At 59.6% G+C, this 18,700-nt stretch carries 17 protein-coding genes; 9 read left to right on the plus strand and 8 right to left on the minus strand.

The annotated features are described in order from the left end of the window. Window positions 1-86 precede the first annotated feature (86 nt). Entirely contained in the window at window positions 87-2,138 is a 2,052-nt protein-coding gene (locus tag JM93_RS05145; protein ID WP_145341124.1) for an NADH:flavin oxidoreductase, read from the plus strand. 2 nt (window positions 2,139-2,140) lie between these two features. Continuing rightward, a complete protein-coding gene (locus JM93_RS05150) occupies window positions 2,141-3,376 on the plus strand; it encodes an aromatic ring-hydroxylating oxygenase subunit alpha (RefSeq protein WP_145341125.1) in 1,236 nt (411 codons plus the stop codon). 2 nt (window positions 3,377-3,378) lie between these two features. Here JM93_RS05150 and JM93_RS05155 read toward each other — a convergent pair whose 3' ends face one another. Beyond that, window positions 3,379-4,173 carry an Fpg/Nei family DNA glycosylase gene (locus JM93_RS05155; protein WP_145341126.1) on the minus strand — a complete coding sequence of 265 codons (795 nt, stop codon included), beginning with the start codon at window positions 4,171-4,173 and terminating at the stop codon, window positions 3,379-3,381. A 210-nt stretch (window positions 4,174-4,383) separates the two neighbouring features. Here JM93_RS05155 and JM93_RS05160 point away from each other — a divergent pair, with 210 nt between their 5' ends. Continuing rightward, entirely contained in the window at window positions 4,384-5,814 is a 1,431-nt protein-coding gene (locus tag JM93_RS05160) for an alpha/beta hydrolase (protein WP_170230540.1), read from the plus strand. A gap of 121 nt (window positions 5,815-5,935) precedes the next feature. Here the strand turns inward: JM93_RS05160 and JM93_RS05165 are convergent, their stop codons facing one another. From JM93_RS05165 to JM93_RS05185, 5 genes are read right to left on the minus strand one after another with little or no spacing between them, the layout of a single operon-like run. Continuing rightward, window positions 5,936-7,213 carry an FAD-binding domain-containing protein gene (locus tag JM93_RS05165; RefSeq protein ID WP_244300764.1) on the minus strand — a complete coding sequence of 426 codons (1,278 nt, stop codon included), beginning with the start codon at window positions 7,211-7,213 and terminating at the stop codon, window positions 5,936-5,938. 40 nt (window positions 7,214-7,253) lie between these two features. Further along, window positions 7,254-8,096, minus strand: coding sequence for a heme ABC transporter ATP-binding protein (locus tag JM93_RS05170; protein WP_145341128.1), 843 nt, complete (start codon window positions 8,094-8,096; stop codon window positions 7,254-7,256). Window positions 8,097-8,098: 2 nt separating this feature from the next. Further along, a complete protein-coding gene (locus JM93_RS05175; protein ID WP_244300778.1) occupies window positions 8,099-9,166 on the minus strand; it encodes a FecCD family ABC transporter permease in 1,068 nt (355 codons plus the stop codon). A gap of 56 nt (window positions 9,167-9,222) precedes the next feature. Beyond that, window positions 9,223-10,125, minus strand: coding sequence for a heme/hemin ABC transporter substrate-binding protein (locus JM93_RS05180; protein ID WP_145341130.1), 903 nt, complete (start codon window positions 10,123-10,125; stop codon window positions 9,223-9,225). Next, window positions 10,122-11,210: a hemin-degrading factor gene (locus JM93_RS05185; protein WP_145341131.1), complete on the minus strand. Its 1,089-nt coding sequence runs from the start codon at window positions 11,208-11,210 to the stop codon at window positions 10,122-10,124. The genes JM93_RS05180 and JM93_RS05185 overlap by 4 nt, the downstream gene beginning before the upstream one ends. A gap of 244 nt (window positions 11,211-11,454) precedes the next feature. Here JM93_RS05185 and JM93_RS05190 point away from each other — a divergent pair, with 244 nt between their 5' ends. Genes JM93_RS05190 through tolA form a run of 6 tightly spaced genes read left to right on the plus strand, consistent with a single transcriptional unit; the run spans window position 11,455 to window position 16,557 of the window. Continuing rightward, on the plus strand, window positions 11,455-13,566 hold the full coding sequence (locus JM93_RS05190) for a TonB-dependent receptor domain-containing protein (protein WP_208994964.1): 2,112 nt from the start codon (window positions 11,455-11,457) through the stop codon (window positions 13,564-13,566). Between the two features lie 56 nt (window positions 13,567-13,622). Further along, window positions 13,623-14,069, plus strand: coding sequence for a hypothetical protein (locus JM93_RS05195; RefSeq protein ID WP_145341132.1), 447 nt, complete (start codon window positions 13,623-13,625; stop codon window positions 14,067-14,069). A gap of 12 nt (window positions 14,070-14,081) precedes the next feature. After that, window positions 14,082-14,774, plus strand: a complete 693-nt coding sequence (locus JM93_RS05200) for a MotA/TolQ/ExbB proton channel family protein (RefSeq protein ID WP_208994965.1) — start codon at window positions 14,082-14,084, stop codon at window positions 14,772-14,774. Continuing rightward, complete coding sequence (locus JM93_RS05205) at window positions 14,764-15,144, plus strand: ExbD/TolR family protein (RefSeq protein WP_145341133.1); 381 nt, start codon at window positions 14,764-14,766, stop codon at window positions 15,142-15,144. Before JM93_RS05200 ends, JM93_RS05205 begins: the two co-directional genes overlap by 11 nt. Window positions 15,145-15,157: 13 nt before the next feature. Further along, window positions 15,158-15,559 (plus strand): ExbD/TolR family protein, encoded by a 402-nt coding sequence (locus JM93_RS05210; RefSeq protein ID WP_145341134.1) that lies wholly within the window; start codon window positions 15,158-15,160, stop codon window positions 15,557-15,559. After that, window positions 15,556-16,557: a cell envelope integrity protein TolA gene (gene tolA, locus JM93_RS05215; protein WP_145341135.1), complete on the plus strand. Its 1,002-nt coding sequence runs from the start codon at window positions 15,556-15,558 to the stop codon at window positions 16,555-16,557. Before JM93_RS05210 ends, tolA begins: the two co-directional genes overlap by 4 nt. Window positions 16,558-16,565: 8 nt before the next feature. Here the strand turns inward: tolA and JM93_RS05220 are convergent, their stop codons facing one another. Both JM93_RS05220 and JM93_RS05225 read right to left on the minus strand, forming a co-directional pair. Then, window positions 16,566-18,116, minus strand: coding sequence for a TRAP transporter large permease (locus JM93_RS05220; RefSeq protein WP_145341136.1), 1,551 nt, complete (start codon window positions 18,114-18,116; stop codon window positions 16,566-16,568). After that, a complete protein-coding gene (locus JM93_RS05225) occupies window positions 18,113-18,616 on the minus strand; it encodes a TRAP transporter small permease subunit (RefSeq protein ID WP_145341137.1) in 504 nt (167 codons plus the stop codon). Before JM93_RS05225 ends, JM93_RS05220 begins: the two co-directional genes overlap by 4 nt. Between the last annotated feature and the right edge of the window lie 84 nt (window positions 18,617-18,700).

The raw sequence follows: 18,700 nt of genomic DNA on the forward strand, positions 1-18,700 counted from the left end.
GCGTGGAGCCGGTGACGTGGCGGATTTAGCATTCCAGCCCTTCGGACCTTTCAGAGTCCGCATTCCGTTTGTTTTCAGGATTGGCCATGACCACGGTAATTGCTTCCAAAGATCCGCTTTTGCAGCCGTTCAAACTCAAGCATTTGACGCTCAAGAACCGGATCATGACCACCAGTCACGAGCCGGCTTATCCGGAAGACGGCATGCCGAAAGACCGCTATCGGGCCTATCACGAGGCGCGGGCGAAAGCCGGTGTTGCCATGACCATGACCGCCGGATCGGCCGCCGTTTCGCGCAACTCGCCGCCGGTCTTCAATAACATTCTGGCCTACAAGGATGAGGTTGTGCCCTGGATGGCCAAGCTTGCCGATGCCTGCCACGAACATGGTTGCGCCGTGATGATCCAGCTGACGCATTTGGGGCGGCGGACGCATTGGAACAAGGCCGACTGGCTGCCCTGCGTCTCCCCCGGACATCAACGTGAACCCGCCCACCGGGCCTTTCCGAAAAAAATCGAAGACTGGGAAATCGCCCGCATCATCGCGGACTATGCGGACGCAGCCGAGCGCATGCAGGCGGCCGGTTTGGATGGCATCGAATTGCAGGCCTATGGCCACTTGATGGACCAGTTTTGGTCAGAGCGGACCAACCAGCTCGACGCGCCTTACGGTGGCCCTCTGGATAACCGGCTGCGGTTCACCTTCGACGTTTTGGATGCGATCCGCAAACGCGTCGGCCATGAGTTTATCGTCGGCATTCGCTACACGGCTGACGAAGTGGCTCCAGGAGGTATCAGCGTCGCCGAGGGGCTGGAGATTTCGCGGCGGTTGAAGGCGAGCGGGCAGGTCGATTTTCTGAATGTCATTCGCGGTCATATCGACACCGATCCCGGCCTGACGGATGTCATCCCCGTTCAGGGTATGAAGAACGCACCGCACCTCGACTTTGCCGGCACGATCCGCAAGGAAACGGGTCTGCCGACGTTCCATGCGGCGAAAATTCCGGATGTCGCCACCGCACGTCATGCGATTGCCGAGGGCATTCTGGATATGGTCGGAATGACCAGGGCGCACATGGCAGATCCCATGATCGTCAAGAAGATCATGGAGAAGCGGGAGCATGACATTCGTCCCTGTGTCGGCGCGACCTACTGTCTTGACCGGATATATCAGGCGGGCGATGCACTGTGCATTCACAATGCGGCCACCGGGCGCGAGCTGTCCATGCCGCACGACATTGCGCCCGCGGCTGCGGCGAAAAAAGTCACGATTGTCGGGGCGGGACCAGCCGGACTGGAAGCAGCGCGTGTGGCGGCGGAGCGCGGCCACAAGGTGACTGTGTTTGAGGCCGCACCCGATCCGGGAGGTCAGATCCGGTTGACCGCGCAATCCGAACGGCGCCGCGAAATGATTTCGATCATCGATTGGCGGATGGATCAATGCGCCGCGCGCGGAGTCGAGTTCCGCTTCAACACGTTTGCCGAGGCCGGGGACGTTTTGTGCGAAGCCCCCGATGTGGCGATCATCGCCACCGGCGGCCTGCCGGACACGGAGGTTCTGGAGACCGGCAATGATCTGGTCGTGTCCAGCTGGGATATCATTGCCGGCGACGTTAAACCAGGGCGCCGGGTGCTGGTATATGACGATGCCGGCGATCATGCCGCGCTTCAGGCAGCCGAGATCATTGCAAAGTCCGGTGCTCATGTGGAGATCATGACGCCCGACCGCTCCTTTGCCCCGGATGTTATGGCGATGAACCTTGTGCCCTACATGCGCGTGCTGCAGGACAAGGACGTCCGCTTCACGGTGACCTACCGGCTGATGGATGTGAAGCGTAGCGGCAACATGCTGACGGCGGTGATCGGAACCGACTATTCGAGCCACCGCGAGGAACGCGATTTCGACCAGGTGGTCGTCAATCACGGGACGCTGCCGCTCGATGACCTGTATTTCGAGTTGAAGCCGCAATCACGAAATCTCGGTGAGATCGATCAGGACGCACTCCTGTCCGGTGTGCCGCAGCCAGATGGGCCGAACCCGGACGGTGCTTTCGCGCTCTACCGGATCGGAGACGCCGTTTCTGCCCGCAACACCCACGCTGCCATTTATGACGCGCTGCGGCTTGTAAAGGACCTTTGACCATGATGAGCGAAGCCGACATTCTCCAGCTGTTGATGCGCCGCACGCCGGGGTATTCGCTGGCGCAGCCGTTTTACACCGATCCGGATCTGTTTCAAACCGATGTGATGAAGGTGTTCGGGACGCAGTGGCTGTTCGCAGCGCCGGCCCAGGAAATACCAAAGCCCGGCAACTACGTGACTTTGCAAATCGGTCCCTATTCGGTGATCGTGGTGCGCGGCGCAGATCGCAAAATTCGCGCGTTTCACAATTCCTGCCGCCATCGTGGCAGCCGGATTTGTGCCGCAAGCAAGGGCTCGGCACCAAAGCTGGTTTGTCCCTACCACCAGTGGACCTATGAGCTCGACGGCAGGTTGCTGTTTGCGCGCGACATGGGCGCGGGGTTTGACCTGACCGCCCATGGCCTGAAGCCGGTGCATGTCGCTGAAGCGGCGGGGCTTGTCTTCATCTGTCTGGCGGATCAAGCCCCGGATTTTGCGCCGTTGCAGCGTGAGGCCGTGCGCTACATCGGTCCGCATGATCTCGGCAATGCCAAGATTGCCCATCAAAGCACGATTCTTGAGAAGGCGAACTGGAAACTCGTTCTGGAAAACAACCGGGAATGCTATCACTGTTCCGGCTCGCATCCCTCACTGTGCCGCACTTTTCCCGATAATCCGGATCTTGTCGGCAGCAGTCTTGGCGAGGCCGCAACCGAAGGCGCGGCGCATATCGCCCGGTGCGAGGCGGCCGGCTTGCCGTCGGCCTATGTTCTGGACCCCTCCGAGACTTGGCGGTTCGTGCGCATTCCGTTCCTTGGAGACGCCGTCAGCTACACCATGGACGGCAAGGCGGCGGTGGCAACAGGCATCGGCCATGTCCCGGTTCAGGACGCGGGTACCTGCTTGTTCTTTTCTTATCCGAACACCTGGTGCCATTTCCTGCATGACCAGGCGCTGGTGTTCCGCGTGCTGCCGGTTTCGCCGCAGGAGACGCAGGTCACCACGACCTGGCTTGTGCACGGGGAAGCGGAAGAAGGCCGCGACTACGATTTGAACCGCCTGACCGAGGTCTGGCTGCACACCAATGACGAGGACCGCCAGATCGTTGAGGAAAACCAGGTCGGGATCAATTCACCGGCCTATGTGCCGGGGCCCTATTCGCAGCGGCAGGAAAGCGGCGTCATTCAGTTTATTGACTGGTATGCGCGTACGCTCGAGCGCAAACTGCTTGGCCGGATTCAGGTGGCTGCGGAATAGACCTAGCTCCAGTTGGTTGGCAGGACCTGACACGAGGGGCAGAAAAAAGCGCGCCGGGTCTCGATTTCGACGCGCGTCACCGCGCCGTGGCAGCGCGGACAGTCCGGCTTGTTGAAAATGTTGGTGCGTTCACGGTAGCGGCCTTTGCCGGGCCCGGCCTGATCCACCGTAATTATGGCGTTCCGCTTGACGCCCAGTTCCAGAAGCTCCCGGGCATCGGCCCACAATTCATCGAACTGCTCTCGGCTCAAGAGATTGCCGGGCATGTCCGGGTGGAGGCCGAGCCGCCACAGAATTTCGGTGCGGTAGATATTGCCGATTCCCGCGATGACGGACTGGTTCATCAGCAGTTTGCCAATGGATGCACGGCTTTTGGAAATGCGCGAAAATGCCCGGTCCGGGTCGGCATCGGCACGCAGCATGTCCGGCCCGATACGGTTGGTTAGCCGTGCCAGTTGATCCGGGTCGAGAATTTCGCAGGCTGTCGGGCCATTGATGTCAACCAGATGCGTATCGCCGATCAGCCGGACCCGCACGGCTCCCTTGGGCTCCGGCGCTGGCAGTTTTCGCTTTGTTATCCGTCCAAAAAGTCCCAGATGCACATGCAAAACACGCGCGCCACCGAAGTGGTAAATCAGGTGTTTCCCGAAGGCTTCTACTTCGGTGCACGTGCTGCCGTTCAGCGCCTTGGCGCCGTCTTCAAACCGCCCTTGCGGCGAGGAAACCTGCAAAATTCTGTTTTTAAAGATGCGGCGATGATCCCGCGCGGCGCGATGGATCGTATGTCCCTCAGGCACTCAGTCGTCTCCCATTCCGGGTTATAATCGGTGTTGGCAGCGGAGCGGCTATCTGGTGTGCTGTTTACAAAGGTCAAGAAGGTTTGAAGCCAGGTGAGGCAGATCCCAGAAACACATGACGGCAGATCCACGGCAGGTGCGGTGTCTGCGAACGGCCTGCACCGGTTAATGCCCTTGATCCTCGCCCTATTGTCTCTGACGGGGCTGGGGATGTCTGTCTGGCAACTTGAGATGGCCCGCGCCGGTGTCGAGATTGTGCGCAAGGACCTGCCAGACGGTCCCGTGACCTATTATTTGCCGCAGCAAACTGCGGACGGGCCCCTTGTGGTCGTGGCGCACGGTTTTGCCGGGTCGCGGCAAATGATGGAAGCGCTGTCGCTGACGCTGGCAAAGTCGGGTCTGCGCGTTGCTGCATTCGACTTTATCGGCCACGGCCGCAATCTTGCTCCCCTGTCTCCGCGGGTTACCGAGCTGGATGGCACCACACAGCAACTTGTCGAGCAAACCTCAGCCATAACCGGCGGGATCCGGAATGATCTCGGCCACGAGGGAGCGGTTGCGCTGCTCGGTCATTCCATGGCGACGGACATCATCGTCAGGGCCGCGCAGGATATGCCCGACGTTGCGTCTATTGTTGCAATTTCCATGTATTCCGACGCGGTCACTGACAGCTTTCCGGCCCGGCTCCTTGTGGTCTCCGGGGAATGGGAGCCGCGGCTTCGTGAAATCGCCGTCGAAAAGCTCCGCTTGCTGGACCCTTCGGCTGAAGAGGGCAGCACTGTGCGGCAGAACGGGCTGGAGCGCCGGGTGGTTTTCGCGCCGTTGGTCGAACATGTCGGCGTGCTGTACAGTCCGACAAGCCTTCTTGAAGTGCGGAACTGGATCCTCGGTGAACCAGCCGGTACCGGCAGCGGCAAGAATACGCTTACGCGTACGGGGCCGTGGATCTTGCTCGGGCTGGCATGTGTCACCGCGTTGTTTTTCCCTATTTCGAAATGGGCACTGCCGCGGCGCGAAGTCGAAAGAAAACCGGTGACGAGAAGACTGTTCGTTCAAGCTGCATTGTTGCCGCTGCCGCTTGCTGTCACGGCAGCCCTGTTTGTGCCAGTTCCGATCGCAGGTCTGGCGGGCTTTGGGCAGATCACTGCATTTTTTCTTGTTTGGGGCTGTATTCAGCTGTTCCTGCTTCGCCGCCATCTGCCGAAGGTGACCGGTCAGGATCTTGCGGCCGCGCTTCTGCTCGCTGCGTGGGGCCTGGGGGGCTTTGCTTTTATAATGGACACCTATGCTGCCGCTTTTGTTCCCTCTGGCGTACGGGTGATTGTCATGTGTGTGCTGGCGCTTGGAACCTTGCCATTCATGGTGGCGGAGCGGGTGCTCGTTCAGAACGCGCCGGTCTGGCGCCGGATTACCGTCCGTCTGATCGTTCTGGTCGCGCTCGGTAGCGCCATGTCATTCGGTGCCGGGCAATTCGGCGTCGCCTTCACGGTTTTGCCGGTCCTTCTGCTGTTCTGGCTGGTCTACGGCACGATGGGGCATTTTGCGGCTGGCCGTGGTGCGGTATTTGGCACCGGCATTGGGCTGGGAGTTTGCCTTGCCTGGGCTATAGCCGCGTCTACGCCGATGTTTTCCGCTGCATGATCACCTGCGTAAAAGCGTTGCGCTGCTGAGAACGGTGCCAGAGGAACCAGCGCCGCCGCGCCTCGACTTTTTTGCCCGGACTTGTTGGAACGCACCGCTTTGCCGAGACAATCTGAAGGTTCTAACGCCCGAGCCCCAAACCCTCGAGAATTTTAGGGATTTTGGTTTTCAGCTTGAAGAACCCTGCAGTGGCGTGCGGCCAGGTGAGGTCATCGTAAGGCCGCCGGACTTGTATCAGACGGATACCGGCCGCCTCCAGATGTGGTTTGGCTCCTTCAAGTTGGTCCTGAACGGGCCCTATGGCTGCAAAGGCTGTCACAATGGTCTCGGTGTTGGCCGCAGCGGCCGCTTCGATCAGGCTGGCGGCCCAATCGTCGCTCGATTTTGGTCCAGAGCACTCAATGCCGAAAACCTGCTGCGCTTGCTCCAGTCCTTCGTTAACCGCGCCAAAGGCGAACGCCGAAGCCTTCTCACCCATCTCAAGCGGCGAGCGCTTGGATGTTGCAAGTAGTCCGGTCGCAGCAACGGGCCGCGCGCCGCCGAGTTGCCATGTGTGCGGATGACAGTCTTCTTCCGTAATGAGAAGCAGAGCCGGTGAATCGGTATCCGGTACCATATCCGCCAGCCGGATCGGAACCCGTGGCCCGAGTGGTTCCTCGTCCAGCGGCGGAGCGGAGGGGGCGAGCCCTTGCGGGTACGAAAAGCGGCTGGCCGTATAGGTGTCGATGTTCGAAGCGCGCGCCTGATAGGTTTTTCCCTTTGTATGCAGCCCGCCGACCCAGCGCCAGGAAAGGGTGTTGGAGGCCGGGTCACCATCAAGCAGGTGGCGGTAGAAGAAATCCGCGCCGAGCTGCCAGGGCAGTCCAAGTGTGAAAATCCAAATCGAGGCAAACCACATGCGCGCGTGATTATGCAGATACCCGGTTTCAACAAGCTCATGCGCCCACGCATCAAAGCAGTCTATGCCGGTGGCGCCGGAAACCGCCTGTTCATAGGCCTTGCGCAAACCGCCATGGTCCTCAAGCTGCCGGGCCAAATGCTGCACATCCGCGCGATACCGTGTCCAGGCGTCTGGTCGATGTTCCAGCCAACCCTTGAAATAGCCACGCCAGAACACTTCTTGAATGAATTTTTCGGCAGAGGATGGGCTGTGTTTGACGAGCGTCGCCTTCAGCACCTCTTGTTCAAGCAGCAGCCGGTGCCGGATGTATGGTGACAACGCCGAGATGTTGCTCCGGTCGTCAGGGCCGAAATCGTAATTGCGTTTTGAAGCATAGGCTTTGCCCGCACTTGGCAGGAACGCTTGCAGGCGGGCTTCTGCCGCGCGGCGTGTTGGGAGGAAGGCAAAGCCTCGATCGGACGTGGTGTCAAAAAGCGCAGCATCTGTCATGATGGTCATATTTGGAAGCATGACGGATTTTTGCCAGTGCCGTTTTGTCTCAAGGGTCGCCAAACGGCAGCACAAAAGGCATTTCCGTGTCTTTTGGAGTGACATTCACCCGGATGGGGTGGTCATAGGCTGTTGACAGGATGTCATCTTCAAACACGTCTGCAACACGGCCCTGAGCCATCGCCCGGCCGCCGCGCATGACCAGAACCGTGTCGGCGAACCGGGCCGTCAGATTGAGATCATGCATCACCGCCAAGATACCGCCGCCGCGCCGTGCGTAGTCCGCGGCAAGCGTCATGATCTGGATCTGGTGTTTGATGTCGAGGCTGGAGACCGGCTCGTCTAGAAACAGCCAGCGCGGCGTTCCGTCGGGCAGAACCGGCTCCCAGACCTGACACAGGACCCGTGCAAGCTGAACCCGTTGCTGTTCGCCGCCGGACAGATCCGGATAAAGCCGGGCTTCGAATCCTTGAAGGTCAACAGCGCATAGCGCCTGGCGGATGCGCTGTCGACGGTGTTCCTGTTTGTGGCCGGCCGCGTTTGATGTGAACCCGAGGCTGATCACTTCGCTCACGGTCATTGGAAAGGCCACACTTGTTTGCTGGGCCAAAACACCGCGCACGAAGGCCAGGTGCTCCGGGCGGGTGCGGCGTATTTCATGGCCGGCAAGACAGATGCTGCCGGAATAGCCATGTTCACCGATGACTGCTTTCAACAGGGTGCTCTTGCCCGATCCATTCGGTCCGATGATGGTGTGAAATGCCCTGGCTTCGACGGTAAATGAGACGCCATCGACGATTTGCGTTCCGCCGAGCCGAATCCCGGCGTCTTTCACACGTAAAAGCTCCCGCGAGGTTGCATTACGGTCTGTGAGGAAGGGGGCGATGGTCATGACTACATCCCGGTCAGGCCGCGCTTGCGCAGCAGGATCCACAAAAAGAACGGTGCGCCTGCAAAGGCGGTGAGAATTCCGATCGGCAGTTCGGCCGGTGCCACAAGTGTTCGGCTGGCCGTATCGGCAAGAATCAGCAGGCTGGCACCTAGCAACGCCGATGCGGGCAGGAGATAGCGATGGTCTGGACCAATGGTCAGGCGCAGCAGATGCGGCACAACGATGCCGACAAAGCCGATACCGCCGCTGACGGAAACCGCGGCGCCGGTGGCGGCCGCCACAGCCACAATCGCAAGCCGTTTGAGCCTTTGCACCCGAATGCCGACATGGCCCGCTGATGCTTCGCCGAGCATCATGGCATTCAGTCCGCGTGCCAGAAACGGAACGCTGAACAGAACAACGGCAATGATTGGACCTGCGCCGAACACCTTGGCCCAGCTGGCCCCGGCCAGAGAACCCAGGCCCCAGAAATTCAGGTCCCGCAGTTGCTGGTCGTCCGCCACATAAATCAGAAGGCCTGTCAGAGCCCCGGACAGCGCTGACAGGGCAATTCCGGCCAGAAGCAGCGTTGCAACGGATGTCGCGCCCCCGCGCGTGCCGATCCGGTACAGTAGAAACGTTGTGATCAGTGCGCCGAAAAACGCGGCCAGAGGCAGCGCATAAATGCCAAGAAGGGCGGCGATTGGGGCGAGCAAACCGGTGCCAAGTACGATGAACATGGCCGCACCCAGACCTGCGCCTGCAGAGACCCCGACAATTCCCGGATCTGCCAGCGGATTGCGGAATAGGCCCTGCATGACAGCGCCCGAAACAGCAAGCGATGCGCCCACCAAAGCGCCGAGCAGAACGCGCGGCAGGCGAATTTCGGCAAATACGATCCAGTCTCTCGCCGACACGCCATCCGGCTGGTCAAAACTGCCGGACATCATCGCAGTCAATGCCCGTGGCAGGACCTCCAGAACCGGGACCGGAATTGGGCCCGTGGCCAGACTAAATACCCCGGCTGCTATCAGGGTCATGCCCAGCAGGAGGATGCTGCTGCGGGCAAGGTCTTCCCGGGTGCCGGGCATTCCGTTTTTGAACCAAGAGCGGGAGCCACCGCCGAACAACGGCCAGGAACTCAGCGTCATTGGGTGTTCTCAGCGGCTTGCAGGTCCGACAGGGCCTTTGCAAGATCGCAGATCGCATCGGCGGTACGCGGTCCGAACCCGAGGAGATATTGACCGTCCATTCGGATAATGCGCCGGTGTTCACCTGCCGGTGTTGCCGCAACAGCGGGAAACTCGAAAATGTCGGCGCCCTGATGATCGCCGGCCCGGTCCATCATCAAGATGGCATCGGGCGCCGCATTTAAAATGGCTTCATCGCTCAGCGGTTTGTAGCCTGAAAAACCGGTGATCGCATTTTGCGCGCCGGCCAAAGATATGATCCCGTTGGCTGCTGTGTCCGCGCCCGCAGCGAGGATCCGGCCACCCTGGGTCGACAGCACGAACAGAACCCTGGTTTCCTTCGCTTTTGAACCGATCTCGGATTTGGCATCGGCAAGCTGCTGTTCGACCTGAGCGATCAGCGCCCCGGCCTTGTCCGGTGTCCCAAGCGCTGCGCCAACAGCTGCGATCTTCTGCGAAATGCCATCTGCCGAATAGGTTTCCGGTATGTCTCGAATCGCGATGCCGGCCGATTTGAGAAGCTCAACGGTCTCCGGCGGACCGCTTCCTTCCAGGAGCACGATCATGTCGGGCGCAACCGACAGGACTCCTTCCGGCGAAAGGGCCCGTATATAGCCGACATCCGGGAGATCTTGTGCCGCGCTTGGGAACGTGCTGGTCGTATCGCGGGCAACGAGGCGGTCCTGCTCACCCAGCGCATAGATAATTTCGGTAATTGAGCCACCGACCGCGACAATACTCTGCGCCTTTTCGGCTGCGGCCGCCGGCGAAATCCCAAGATGGGGTTTAAAGGGCAAGATGGCCGCCAGCAAAGACAGGCCGAGTGCAGCAGCGGCTCCGGTTGAAAAACGGAATGTCATTGAACAGCTCCCAAAACGGTTGGCGTTTCAAGTCTGGGCAGTTTCTCCACAAGGGCGCGCCAGTCCGATCTTTCTGCGTTTCCTTCCGACCGGACGCCGAAAAACTGGATGACCTGGTTGCCTTCCCGGTCATAGGCTTCGAGGGACGTGACATGGCCGGTGTCCGCGGGTTTGCGGACGGCCCAGACATCGCAAATATGATCCGTGCGCAAATGCAGATGGAATGTCGGATCCATGATGTTGAACCAGGGGCCGCGCTCGAACAGCGATGCGATCGGGCCCGAATGGATCTGGATGCAGCCACGGTTGCCGACAAAACACATGATTGGCAGGTCTTCGCTGGCCGCATGGTTCAACATGGCGGTGACACTGCCCGCGTCGAGCTTCCACGCCCAGTTCTCGCCTGCCATTGAAAAGGCGCTGAGGCGGTCGAGACCCAGATCCCGCAACAAACCATGAAACTGATGCGGGTCGGTCATGCCCTCCCAGCGCTCGCGCAATTCGTTTTGCAACTCCAATGCATCCGGCCGCGCGGGGCCTGGCGGCGGAGCCGTAACACCGCCCGGAATGCACTCCGACTGGTCTTTCACGGTCAGATCGTCCACCAGAGCGGACCATCGGTTCAGGTCCGTGGCCGGGCGGGTGTGGATTTTTTGCACCGCTACGCCGTGAGCGTCGAAGAATTGCAGCGAGTGGCGGACCGTGTCGCCATCGCGTTTTTCAACGGCAAAACCATGTGCCCACTTGGAGGGAAACATGCGAGTGTCGATGTTTTCGCCAAGCATCAGGGCCGCGTGCTTGCCCGGAATGAACTTCTCAAAGAGCCCTATTTTTTCATGCACAGCGCTTTCATTGCGGGTCAGGGCCATGACCTCTCCAGCCTGCTGCAGACCGGGAAACAGCACATCGAAATCCGGTTTGATCCGGCGCACGCCATGGCCGCAGAAACTGGCCAGGACTTCGGCTTCCGAGATGCCGAGTGTGCGGGCCAGATCGCGCTCGCGCATTTTTGGGTTTTCAGCCCGAAGACGCCGGATATGCGCAGGTGAAATCGTGTGTTCAAGCTCTGGTTCGCTTTGGGTCATGGTGGTGTTTTGCTCAATATTTCTCGAATGAGGGCTGATCTGCCAACGGAGTCAATTCAGATAAAAGCTCCGGAAATCATTGAGATTTTTTTATCTCAAAAGAACCCTTTGATCTGGTTGGCCTGTGCAATTCTTATACTTGACTCATATACTCATGTTTTTTAAGAGCATCAATACCTGAGTTAATTACTCAAGAATAAATTGATGAAACGGGCGGTGGTCTCCGCTCGAGTTGGAGAAGATTATGGGCAGGATTGATCGCCATCAGAGGGCTCTGATGGGAGCGGTTGCATTTGGCGTTATCGTAATAGCGTGCGCCGCAAAAGCGCAGGAGGCAGGCGGAGTTCAGGACGCGACACCGCTGCAAAGGATTGTTGCCGGAACCGGGGCGGATAAAGTCGCAATCGATACCCCCCAGGCCGTGACCGTGCTCGATCAGGAAGCCATCAATGATCAACAGCCGCGCACTGTGGGTGATCTGTTTGCCGAAATTCCCGGGATCACCACAATCGGCAGCAACTCCGTGTTTGGCGAGAGCATCAATATTCGCGGCATCGGTGAGGCTCTCTCAGGCGATGAAAGCCGGATCATTTTTCAAGTTGATGGCGTCAACAAGTTTTACGAACAGTACCGGATGGGCTCATTCTTTTCCGACCCGGAACTCTACAAACAGGTGGAGGTGTTGCGCGGTCCGGCCTCGTCCACGCTCTACGGTGCGGGGGCCATGGGCGGCGTCGTGCTGTTCGAGACAAAGGATGCCAGCGATTTTCTGGACCCGGGCGATCTTTTTGGCGGACAGCTGAAGACCAGCTGGGATTCCAACGGCAATGGCTGGCTGACAAGCGGCATCGTTGCCGTCCGGCCCGTCGAAAACTTCGAGGTCTTGGGGGCCTTCAACTACCGCCAATCCCAGGACCTGACCGACGGACACGGCAACACGATCGACGACAGCGATTTTAGCTCAATGAGCGGGCTGGCCAAGGCGCGTTACACGTTCGGTCAGAACAACGATCAGTCGGTATTTGCCAGCTACGAGCGCTGGTACAGCGATGAAGACAATCAGAAATATGACCAGATTGCCTGGGGGGCGGATTTTGGCGATGTCGACCGCACCGTCACCGACCAGACCGCGGTGATTGGTTACGAGAACGCCTTCTTTGGCAACGACCTTTTGGATGTGAAAGTCCAAGCGAGCTGGTCGGATACCCAGGTCAAACAGGACAATCAGGACCTGGTCTGTTTCGGGCCCACCACGTGCATTTATCCGTTCGGGACCCGGTCGGAGTATTCTTACAAAACTTGGCAATCGAGTGTGGAAAATACGGCGTTTTTCAAGCTGTCCGACACCTGGGATGCCTATCTCACCACGGGTCTGGACGGACAGTATCAGGAGCGGCGCAATGCCCGCTATTATCCGGAGGGTGTCGCCGACGGATCCGGTTCGCATCCGGAAGGCGACAGCACCCTGGTTGGAGGCTACGCCCAGGCCGAATTGATCTGGAATGACCGGGTGACGCTCATTCCCGGCGCACGGTTGGACTATTCCTCAATCCACGTCGGCAGCGTCAGTGTCTACGATTCGCGAACCGGTGGGTTCACGACGACCGACCTCAATGACACCAGCACGGACTTAGCCTTTTCGCCCAAGATCGCTGCCCTGGTGAAGCTGTCGGACTGGTTCGGCGTGTTCGGCTCCGTGGCCCGCACCGAGCGCATGCCGACATTGGACGAACTTTACAACAACTACGAAGTCAATGACGTAGACAAGGAGGTTTCGACCAATTTCGAAGCCGGGTTCACACTGTCTTTTCAAGACGTCTTCCGAAAGGGCGATGCAGTCCAGGTCAAGACCACTGCGTTCCACAACAATTTGTCGAATTACTATGCAAGCTACTACAATCATACGCTTGGCCGCGTGGTCACAGACGTGGTTCCCAAAGCCCGGTTCCAAGGGCTGGAAGTGGAAGCGGCCTATGGTTCAGAAACCTGGTATGCCGGTCTCGGCGGCTCGGTTATCCGTGGTGACAATCTGACAAATGATATCGCACTCAATGCTGTGCCGGCTGACAGCGTGTTTGTGAAGCTCGGCTATGTTTACCGGCCCTGGAACATTGATTTCGGCTGGAAAGGCGATTTCGTCGCCGCGCAAGAGCGTGTCGGCGACAATGAGAGCAAGACTTCGGGCTATGCGCTACACAATCTTTATGCGTCCTGGAAACCTGAGGATGGGCATTTCCGGAATTCTGAACTCAGGTTTAATATTGACAATATTTTCGATAAAGCCTACCGAAACCACTTAAGCGACGATGAGGGGGCGGGACGCAGCTTCAAGTTGAGTTTCACACAGAGGTTTTGAGCCAGACCGGCGCCTGTCCGGGGGACCGGCCGGCGCCGTTCTTGATGGAGACGGCTATGAGCCATTTTTTCGAAAAGATGTTTTCAATCAGTATACTGGCCGCACTGACGTTCCTGGCATCGGCCGGTCTGCCCGGTCATCCGGTCGCGGCAGAAAGCAACGGCCTTTCGATTGAACTCAACAAGATCGAGCAGACAAGCAAGGGGTGCCGCCTGTCATTTTTGGCCGTCAACGGTACCGGCACAGACCTTCCGAAGAGCCCATATGAGCTCGTTTTCTTTGACAGGGAAGGGGTGATCGAGAGCCTGACCGCATTCGACTTCGGCGCCTTGAGCGCCGGCAAGACAGTCGTGCGCCAGTTTCAGGTTCCCGGGCTTGAGTGCGCAGGAACGGGCCGGATCCTGGTCAACGGTCCATCCGGCTGCACCGGCGAGACAAAACCGGCGCATTGTTCAGCCGTGTTGAAACTGTCCAGCCGCGCCACTGTTCCCCTCGTTCAATAGAAAGCCAAATCCATGATGCAGTCCGTTGTCGAGCGCATTTCACACCTACTCGCCCTTGGCGGTCCTGTGGTTACGGTTATCGCCTTGTTGTCAGTGATTGCGCTCGCGATCGTATTTTTGAAAGTCTTTCAGTTCCTCAGATGCAGAATCGGGCAGCCGAAAAGGGCCGAAGAAGCAGCGCAGTTGTGGCTGTCCGGTCATAGGAGTGAGGCGAAAAAACGCATTGAACCCGCCGTCAGCGCAGCTGAACGTGCGGTGGCGCAGGCGATCGACTTCATGGGAACCGGAACGTTCAACAAGACAGTTGCAGAAGAAAGCATCGCCAACCGCGCTGCCGTTGATCTGCACCGCTTCTCCAAGGGTGTCCGGGCACTGGAAGCCATTGCACAGGTCGCGCCGCTGATCGGTCTGTTCGGGACCGTTCTGGGCATGATCGAAGCGTTTCAGGCGCTTCAGTCGGCGGGATCCAGCGTTGACCCGTCCGCACTTGCCGGCGGGATCTGGGTGGCCTTGATGACAACAGCAGCCGGGCTTGGTGTTGCCATGCCCGTGTCTCTGGTCGTGACGTGGCTGGAAAGCCGTCTGGAAGCTGAGCGGATCGCTGTGGAAACCCTGGCCGGGGCCGTCCTGCTCAAAATCGCACCGACCCCGCAGACAATCAAACGGCGGCTGGAAATTCCGGCATCGGCGTTCAATGCGCGTTGAACGCCCGCCGAAACGCCGTCGTGCGATTTCCCTGACGCCGCTGGTGGACGTGATTTTTCTGCTGCTGCTGTTTTTCATGCTGTCCTCGACCTTCACGAATTTCGGCGAGATCGACATCGGCGCACCCGCCGGCAGCGGCGGAACCGGCGTCTCGCCAAAGGCAATCCTCGTTGTGGAAGGTGAGGCGCTGAAGCTCAATGGCGCGCCTGAAAGAACCGAGAAGCTGGCTGCGGGTGTGCAGGCCCTGCGTGAAAGACAGATCGACAGCCTGCTCGTTCTGGTTCGCGGCGAAACCACAACCCAGCAGCTGGTCACGGTTCTCGGCATTCTGCGGACGGTGCCGGACCTGCAGGTCACCATTGCAAGGTAAAAATGGCCAGGCCATGCTGAAACTGAAAACGACACCGAAAAAGACCCCGCCGGAAGCGACGATCTCGTTGATCAATGTCGTGTTCCTGATGCTGATCTTTTTCCTTGTCGCGGGCCAATTGACCCCGCCAGAAGATCCGGAAGTGACGCTTTCTCAAAGCGAGGACGCCATGCCGCTGCCGCCACCTGATGCGCTTTATGCGCGGGCGGATGGAGGGCTGTTCTATCGGGATGCACCGGTCACAGCGCAGGAGTATCTGCGGCAGCTCGCGAAGACGGGAGGAACCGAGATGCCGAAGGTGCGTCTTGCCGCCGATCAGGCGCTGGCAGCGGCAGATCTCCTTGCACATGTTGATGCGCTCTATGGCGCAGGGGCAGAGCGCGTGGTTGTGGTGACCCGAAAGGTGGTGCCATGAGGATCACGAAAGGGTCTGTGGGCGCGGCTTTGTTGCTGTCTGCCGGACTGCATTTTGCCGCAGTGGCATGGACGGTTTCGGGCAAGCCTGCGATCGAGGTCGAAGGCGGTGGCAGCGTCGAGCACGCCGTTTTGGGGAGTTCTGCTTTCAACACGGTCGTTGCAGGCTCCGTTGCCGGCACAGTTGAGCCGGAAGTGGTTCACGAAACCAAGCGAACTGAACGGGAGGCCACGGCAGTCTTGGAACCGGTGCCCCAAAATCCGCAGCCGGTTCCAGCCGATTCAACACAATTGAGCGAGCCTCTTAGAGCGGTGCCGGTCCAACCGACTCAAAATGCGGTAGCGTTGCCGGCGGCCGAAACCGAGCTGGATGCTGCAAATGCGGCGGCGGCTCCGCCGGCTGAGACTCTTGAGGCAGAAACGCAGGTCGCAAAAGACGCGGCCCCTGAGCGTGTTGAAGCTGAGGCAATCAAAACGGAGACACAAGAACCGGTGTCTGAAGTTGTGGTTGCCGAAGCGGTCGAGACGGTTGGAATTCCGCGCAAACGGCCTGCAGAGCTGCCGTTAAAAAAGGCAGAGTCCAAACCGGCGGAAACCAGAAAAACCCAGGAGCGCAAGACAGAGGCCCGAGCAGACAGCAATGGCGCAGGGGGGCAGGGCAGCCGGTCGGCGCAGCAAGGCGGGTCTCAGCGCGAAACCGCCGGTAAACAGGCGGGCAATTCCGATGTCACGAACTATCCAGCCAAAGTGCAACGCAAGCTAAACCGGTACGTGCGCGCGCCTAGGCGCAGCGGGCGCAGGCAGATGGATGTCGTGGTGGCCTTCACCATTTCGACATCCGGCTGGGTGGATGCCGTGCGGGTCGTGCGGTCTTCCGGATCATCTCAACATGACCAGGCCGCGCTTGATGCGGTTCGCCGGGCAGCCCCGTTCCCGAAAATTCCTGCGTCGGCGAACCGGTCGAGCTGGAAATTCACATTGCCGATCCGCTTCCGGTAGCACCGGTTTCAATAAAGCCAGCGCGGCAGCCATGTCGCGATCACTGGAAACAGCCAGAGGATGCCGACCGCGACGATCTGCAGGCAGATGAAGGGAACAACGCCGCGATAGATCTGGCCCGTGGTGATTTCTTTCGGGGCCGCGCCGCGCAAGTAGAACAGCGAGAAGCCGAAGGGCGGGGTCAGGAACGAGGTTTGCAGGTTGATCGCGATCAGAACCGTCAGCCAGATCGGGTCAATGCCCATCAGGATCAGCGGCGGGATCAGAACGGGCAGCAGGATCACCGAGATTTCGACAAAGTCCAGAAAGAAGCCGAGGACGAAGACGAACACCATCGCGAAGATCAGCGCGCCGGTCGCACCGCCCGGCAGTTCCTTCAGGATTTCGTGCACGCGGTCTTCGCCGCCCAGCCCGACAAACACGAGGCTGAAGAAGCTGGCCATGAGGATGGTCGCAAAGATCATCGAGGTCACGGTGAGGGTCGAGAGCAGGGAGGCTTTCAACAGCCCGTCCTTGACCGCGGCCATCAGGATCCGCAGCACCACACCCAGCGCAAAGAGCGCCAGCCCGGCATAGACCGCGGCAAGACCATAGCTGCCGAGGCCGGCGTCCGAGCGTTGCAGGCGGACCGGGAAGAGTGTTGCAGCTACAGCCAGAACCAGCAGCGCGGCGGTTGCCAGCAGGATCAATTGCGACGGCACCCCCAGCCGGCGCCCGGCCAGCAGGATCGCGCCAATGGCGCCCACCGAAGCGGCCTCGTTGGGGGAGGCGATGCCGCCAAGGATCGAGCCGAGCACGGCGATGATCAGGAGGATCGGCGGCACGATCGCGCTGGCGATCTCAAGGCCCGTTGGCGCATCGACATCCTCGCGCATGGCGGGGGCAACGCTCGGCGTGATCCAGGCCCGGCCAAGAATGTAGACACAATAAACCGCGACCAGAAGCAGGCCCGGCACCATGGCGGCGGCAAAGGTCTGGCCGACGGAAATCGTCTCGATGGAAAACTTGCCCTGCGCATATTGCGCCTGCTGGAAGGCGTTGGACATCACATCGGCAAGGATGATCAGAAGCGTCGAGGGCGGGATGATCTGGCCCAAGGTACCGGCCGTGCAGACCATGCCGGAGGCAAGTTTCGGATCATAGCCGTTGCGCAGCATGGTCGGCAGGGCGATCAGCCCCATGGCGACCACGGTCGCGCCGACAATGCCCGTGGAGGCGGCCAGAAGCGCACCAACAAGCACGACGGAAACGCCAAGACCGCCGTTCATCTTGCCGAACAGCCGGCCCATCGTTTCCAGAAGGTCTTCCGCGATCCGGCTTTTCTCCAGGATCACGCCCATCAGGACAAACAGCGGAATGGCCGTCAGCACCGGGTTGGTGAGCACGCCGAAGAACCGCTGGCCCATCGCGCCCATGAGCTGGATGTTGAAGTCGCCAAGCACCCAGCCCAGCAACGCAAACCCGGTCGCAACACCGGCAATGGTGAAAGCAACCGGATAGCCGAGCAAGATGAACGCGATCAGCGCGCCGAACATGATCAGATCAAGGGGAAGGCTCATGCTTGTGTGTCTTTCAGGCGCAGGATGTCGCGCAGCAGTGCGGCCAGTCCTTGAACCAGCAGCAGCACGCAATAGGCGGGAATGAGAGATTTGAGCAGGAAAGAGGCCGGGATGCCGCCAACGGAGATCGGTCCTTCCAGGATCGCCCAGCTTCCGCGCACCGTGGGCCAGGAATACCAGATCAGCAGCACCAGCGCGGGTGCGAGGAGAAACAGATGGCCGAACAGGTCGATCCAGGCCTGGGTCCGCACCGAGCACTTCGCATAGAATATGTCGACCCGCACATGGGCATTGACGAGAAAGGTGTACCCCGCGCCAAGCATGAAGATCGCCGCGTGGAAATACAAAACGCCCTCATCGAGGAAGATGAAGCTGTAACCGAACACGTAGCGCAACAGCACGACCCCGAATTGGAGCAGGAGCATGCCAAGCGCCGCCCAGCACAGCGTGTTGCCGATGACGAAGTTGACGCGCTCAAGCGCAGCCGCACATTTTTCCATCGCGGTCGGGTCCTGTGTTCCTGCGTCTCCAGGTGAGGTGACAACCGGTTCACCTGGAGACACGTCAAAGGGTCTTGTCGGGCT

It is taken from the genome of Roseibium hamelinense (assembly GCF_007830545.1).
Taxonomy (GTDB): domain Bacteria; phylum Pseudomonadota; class Alphaproteobacteria; order Rhizobiales; family Stappiaceae; genus Roseibium; species Roseibium hamelinense.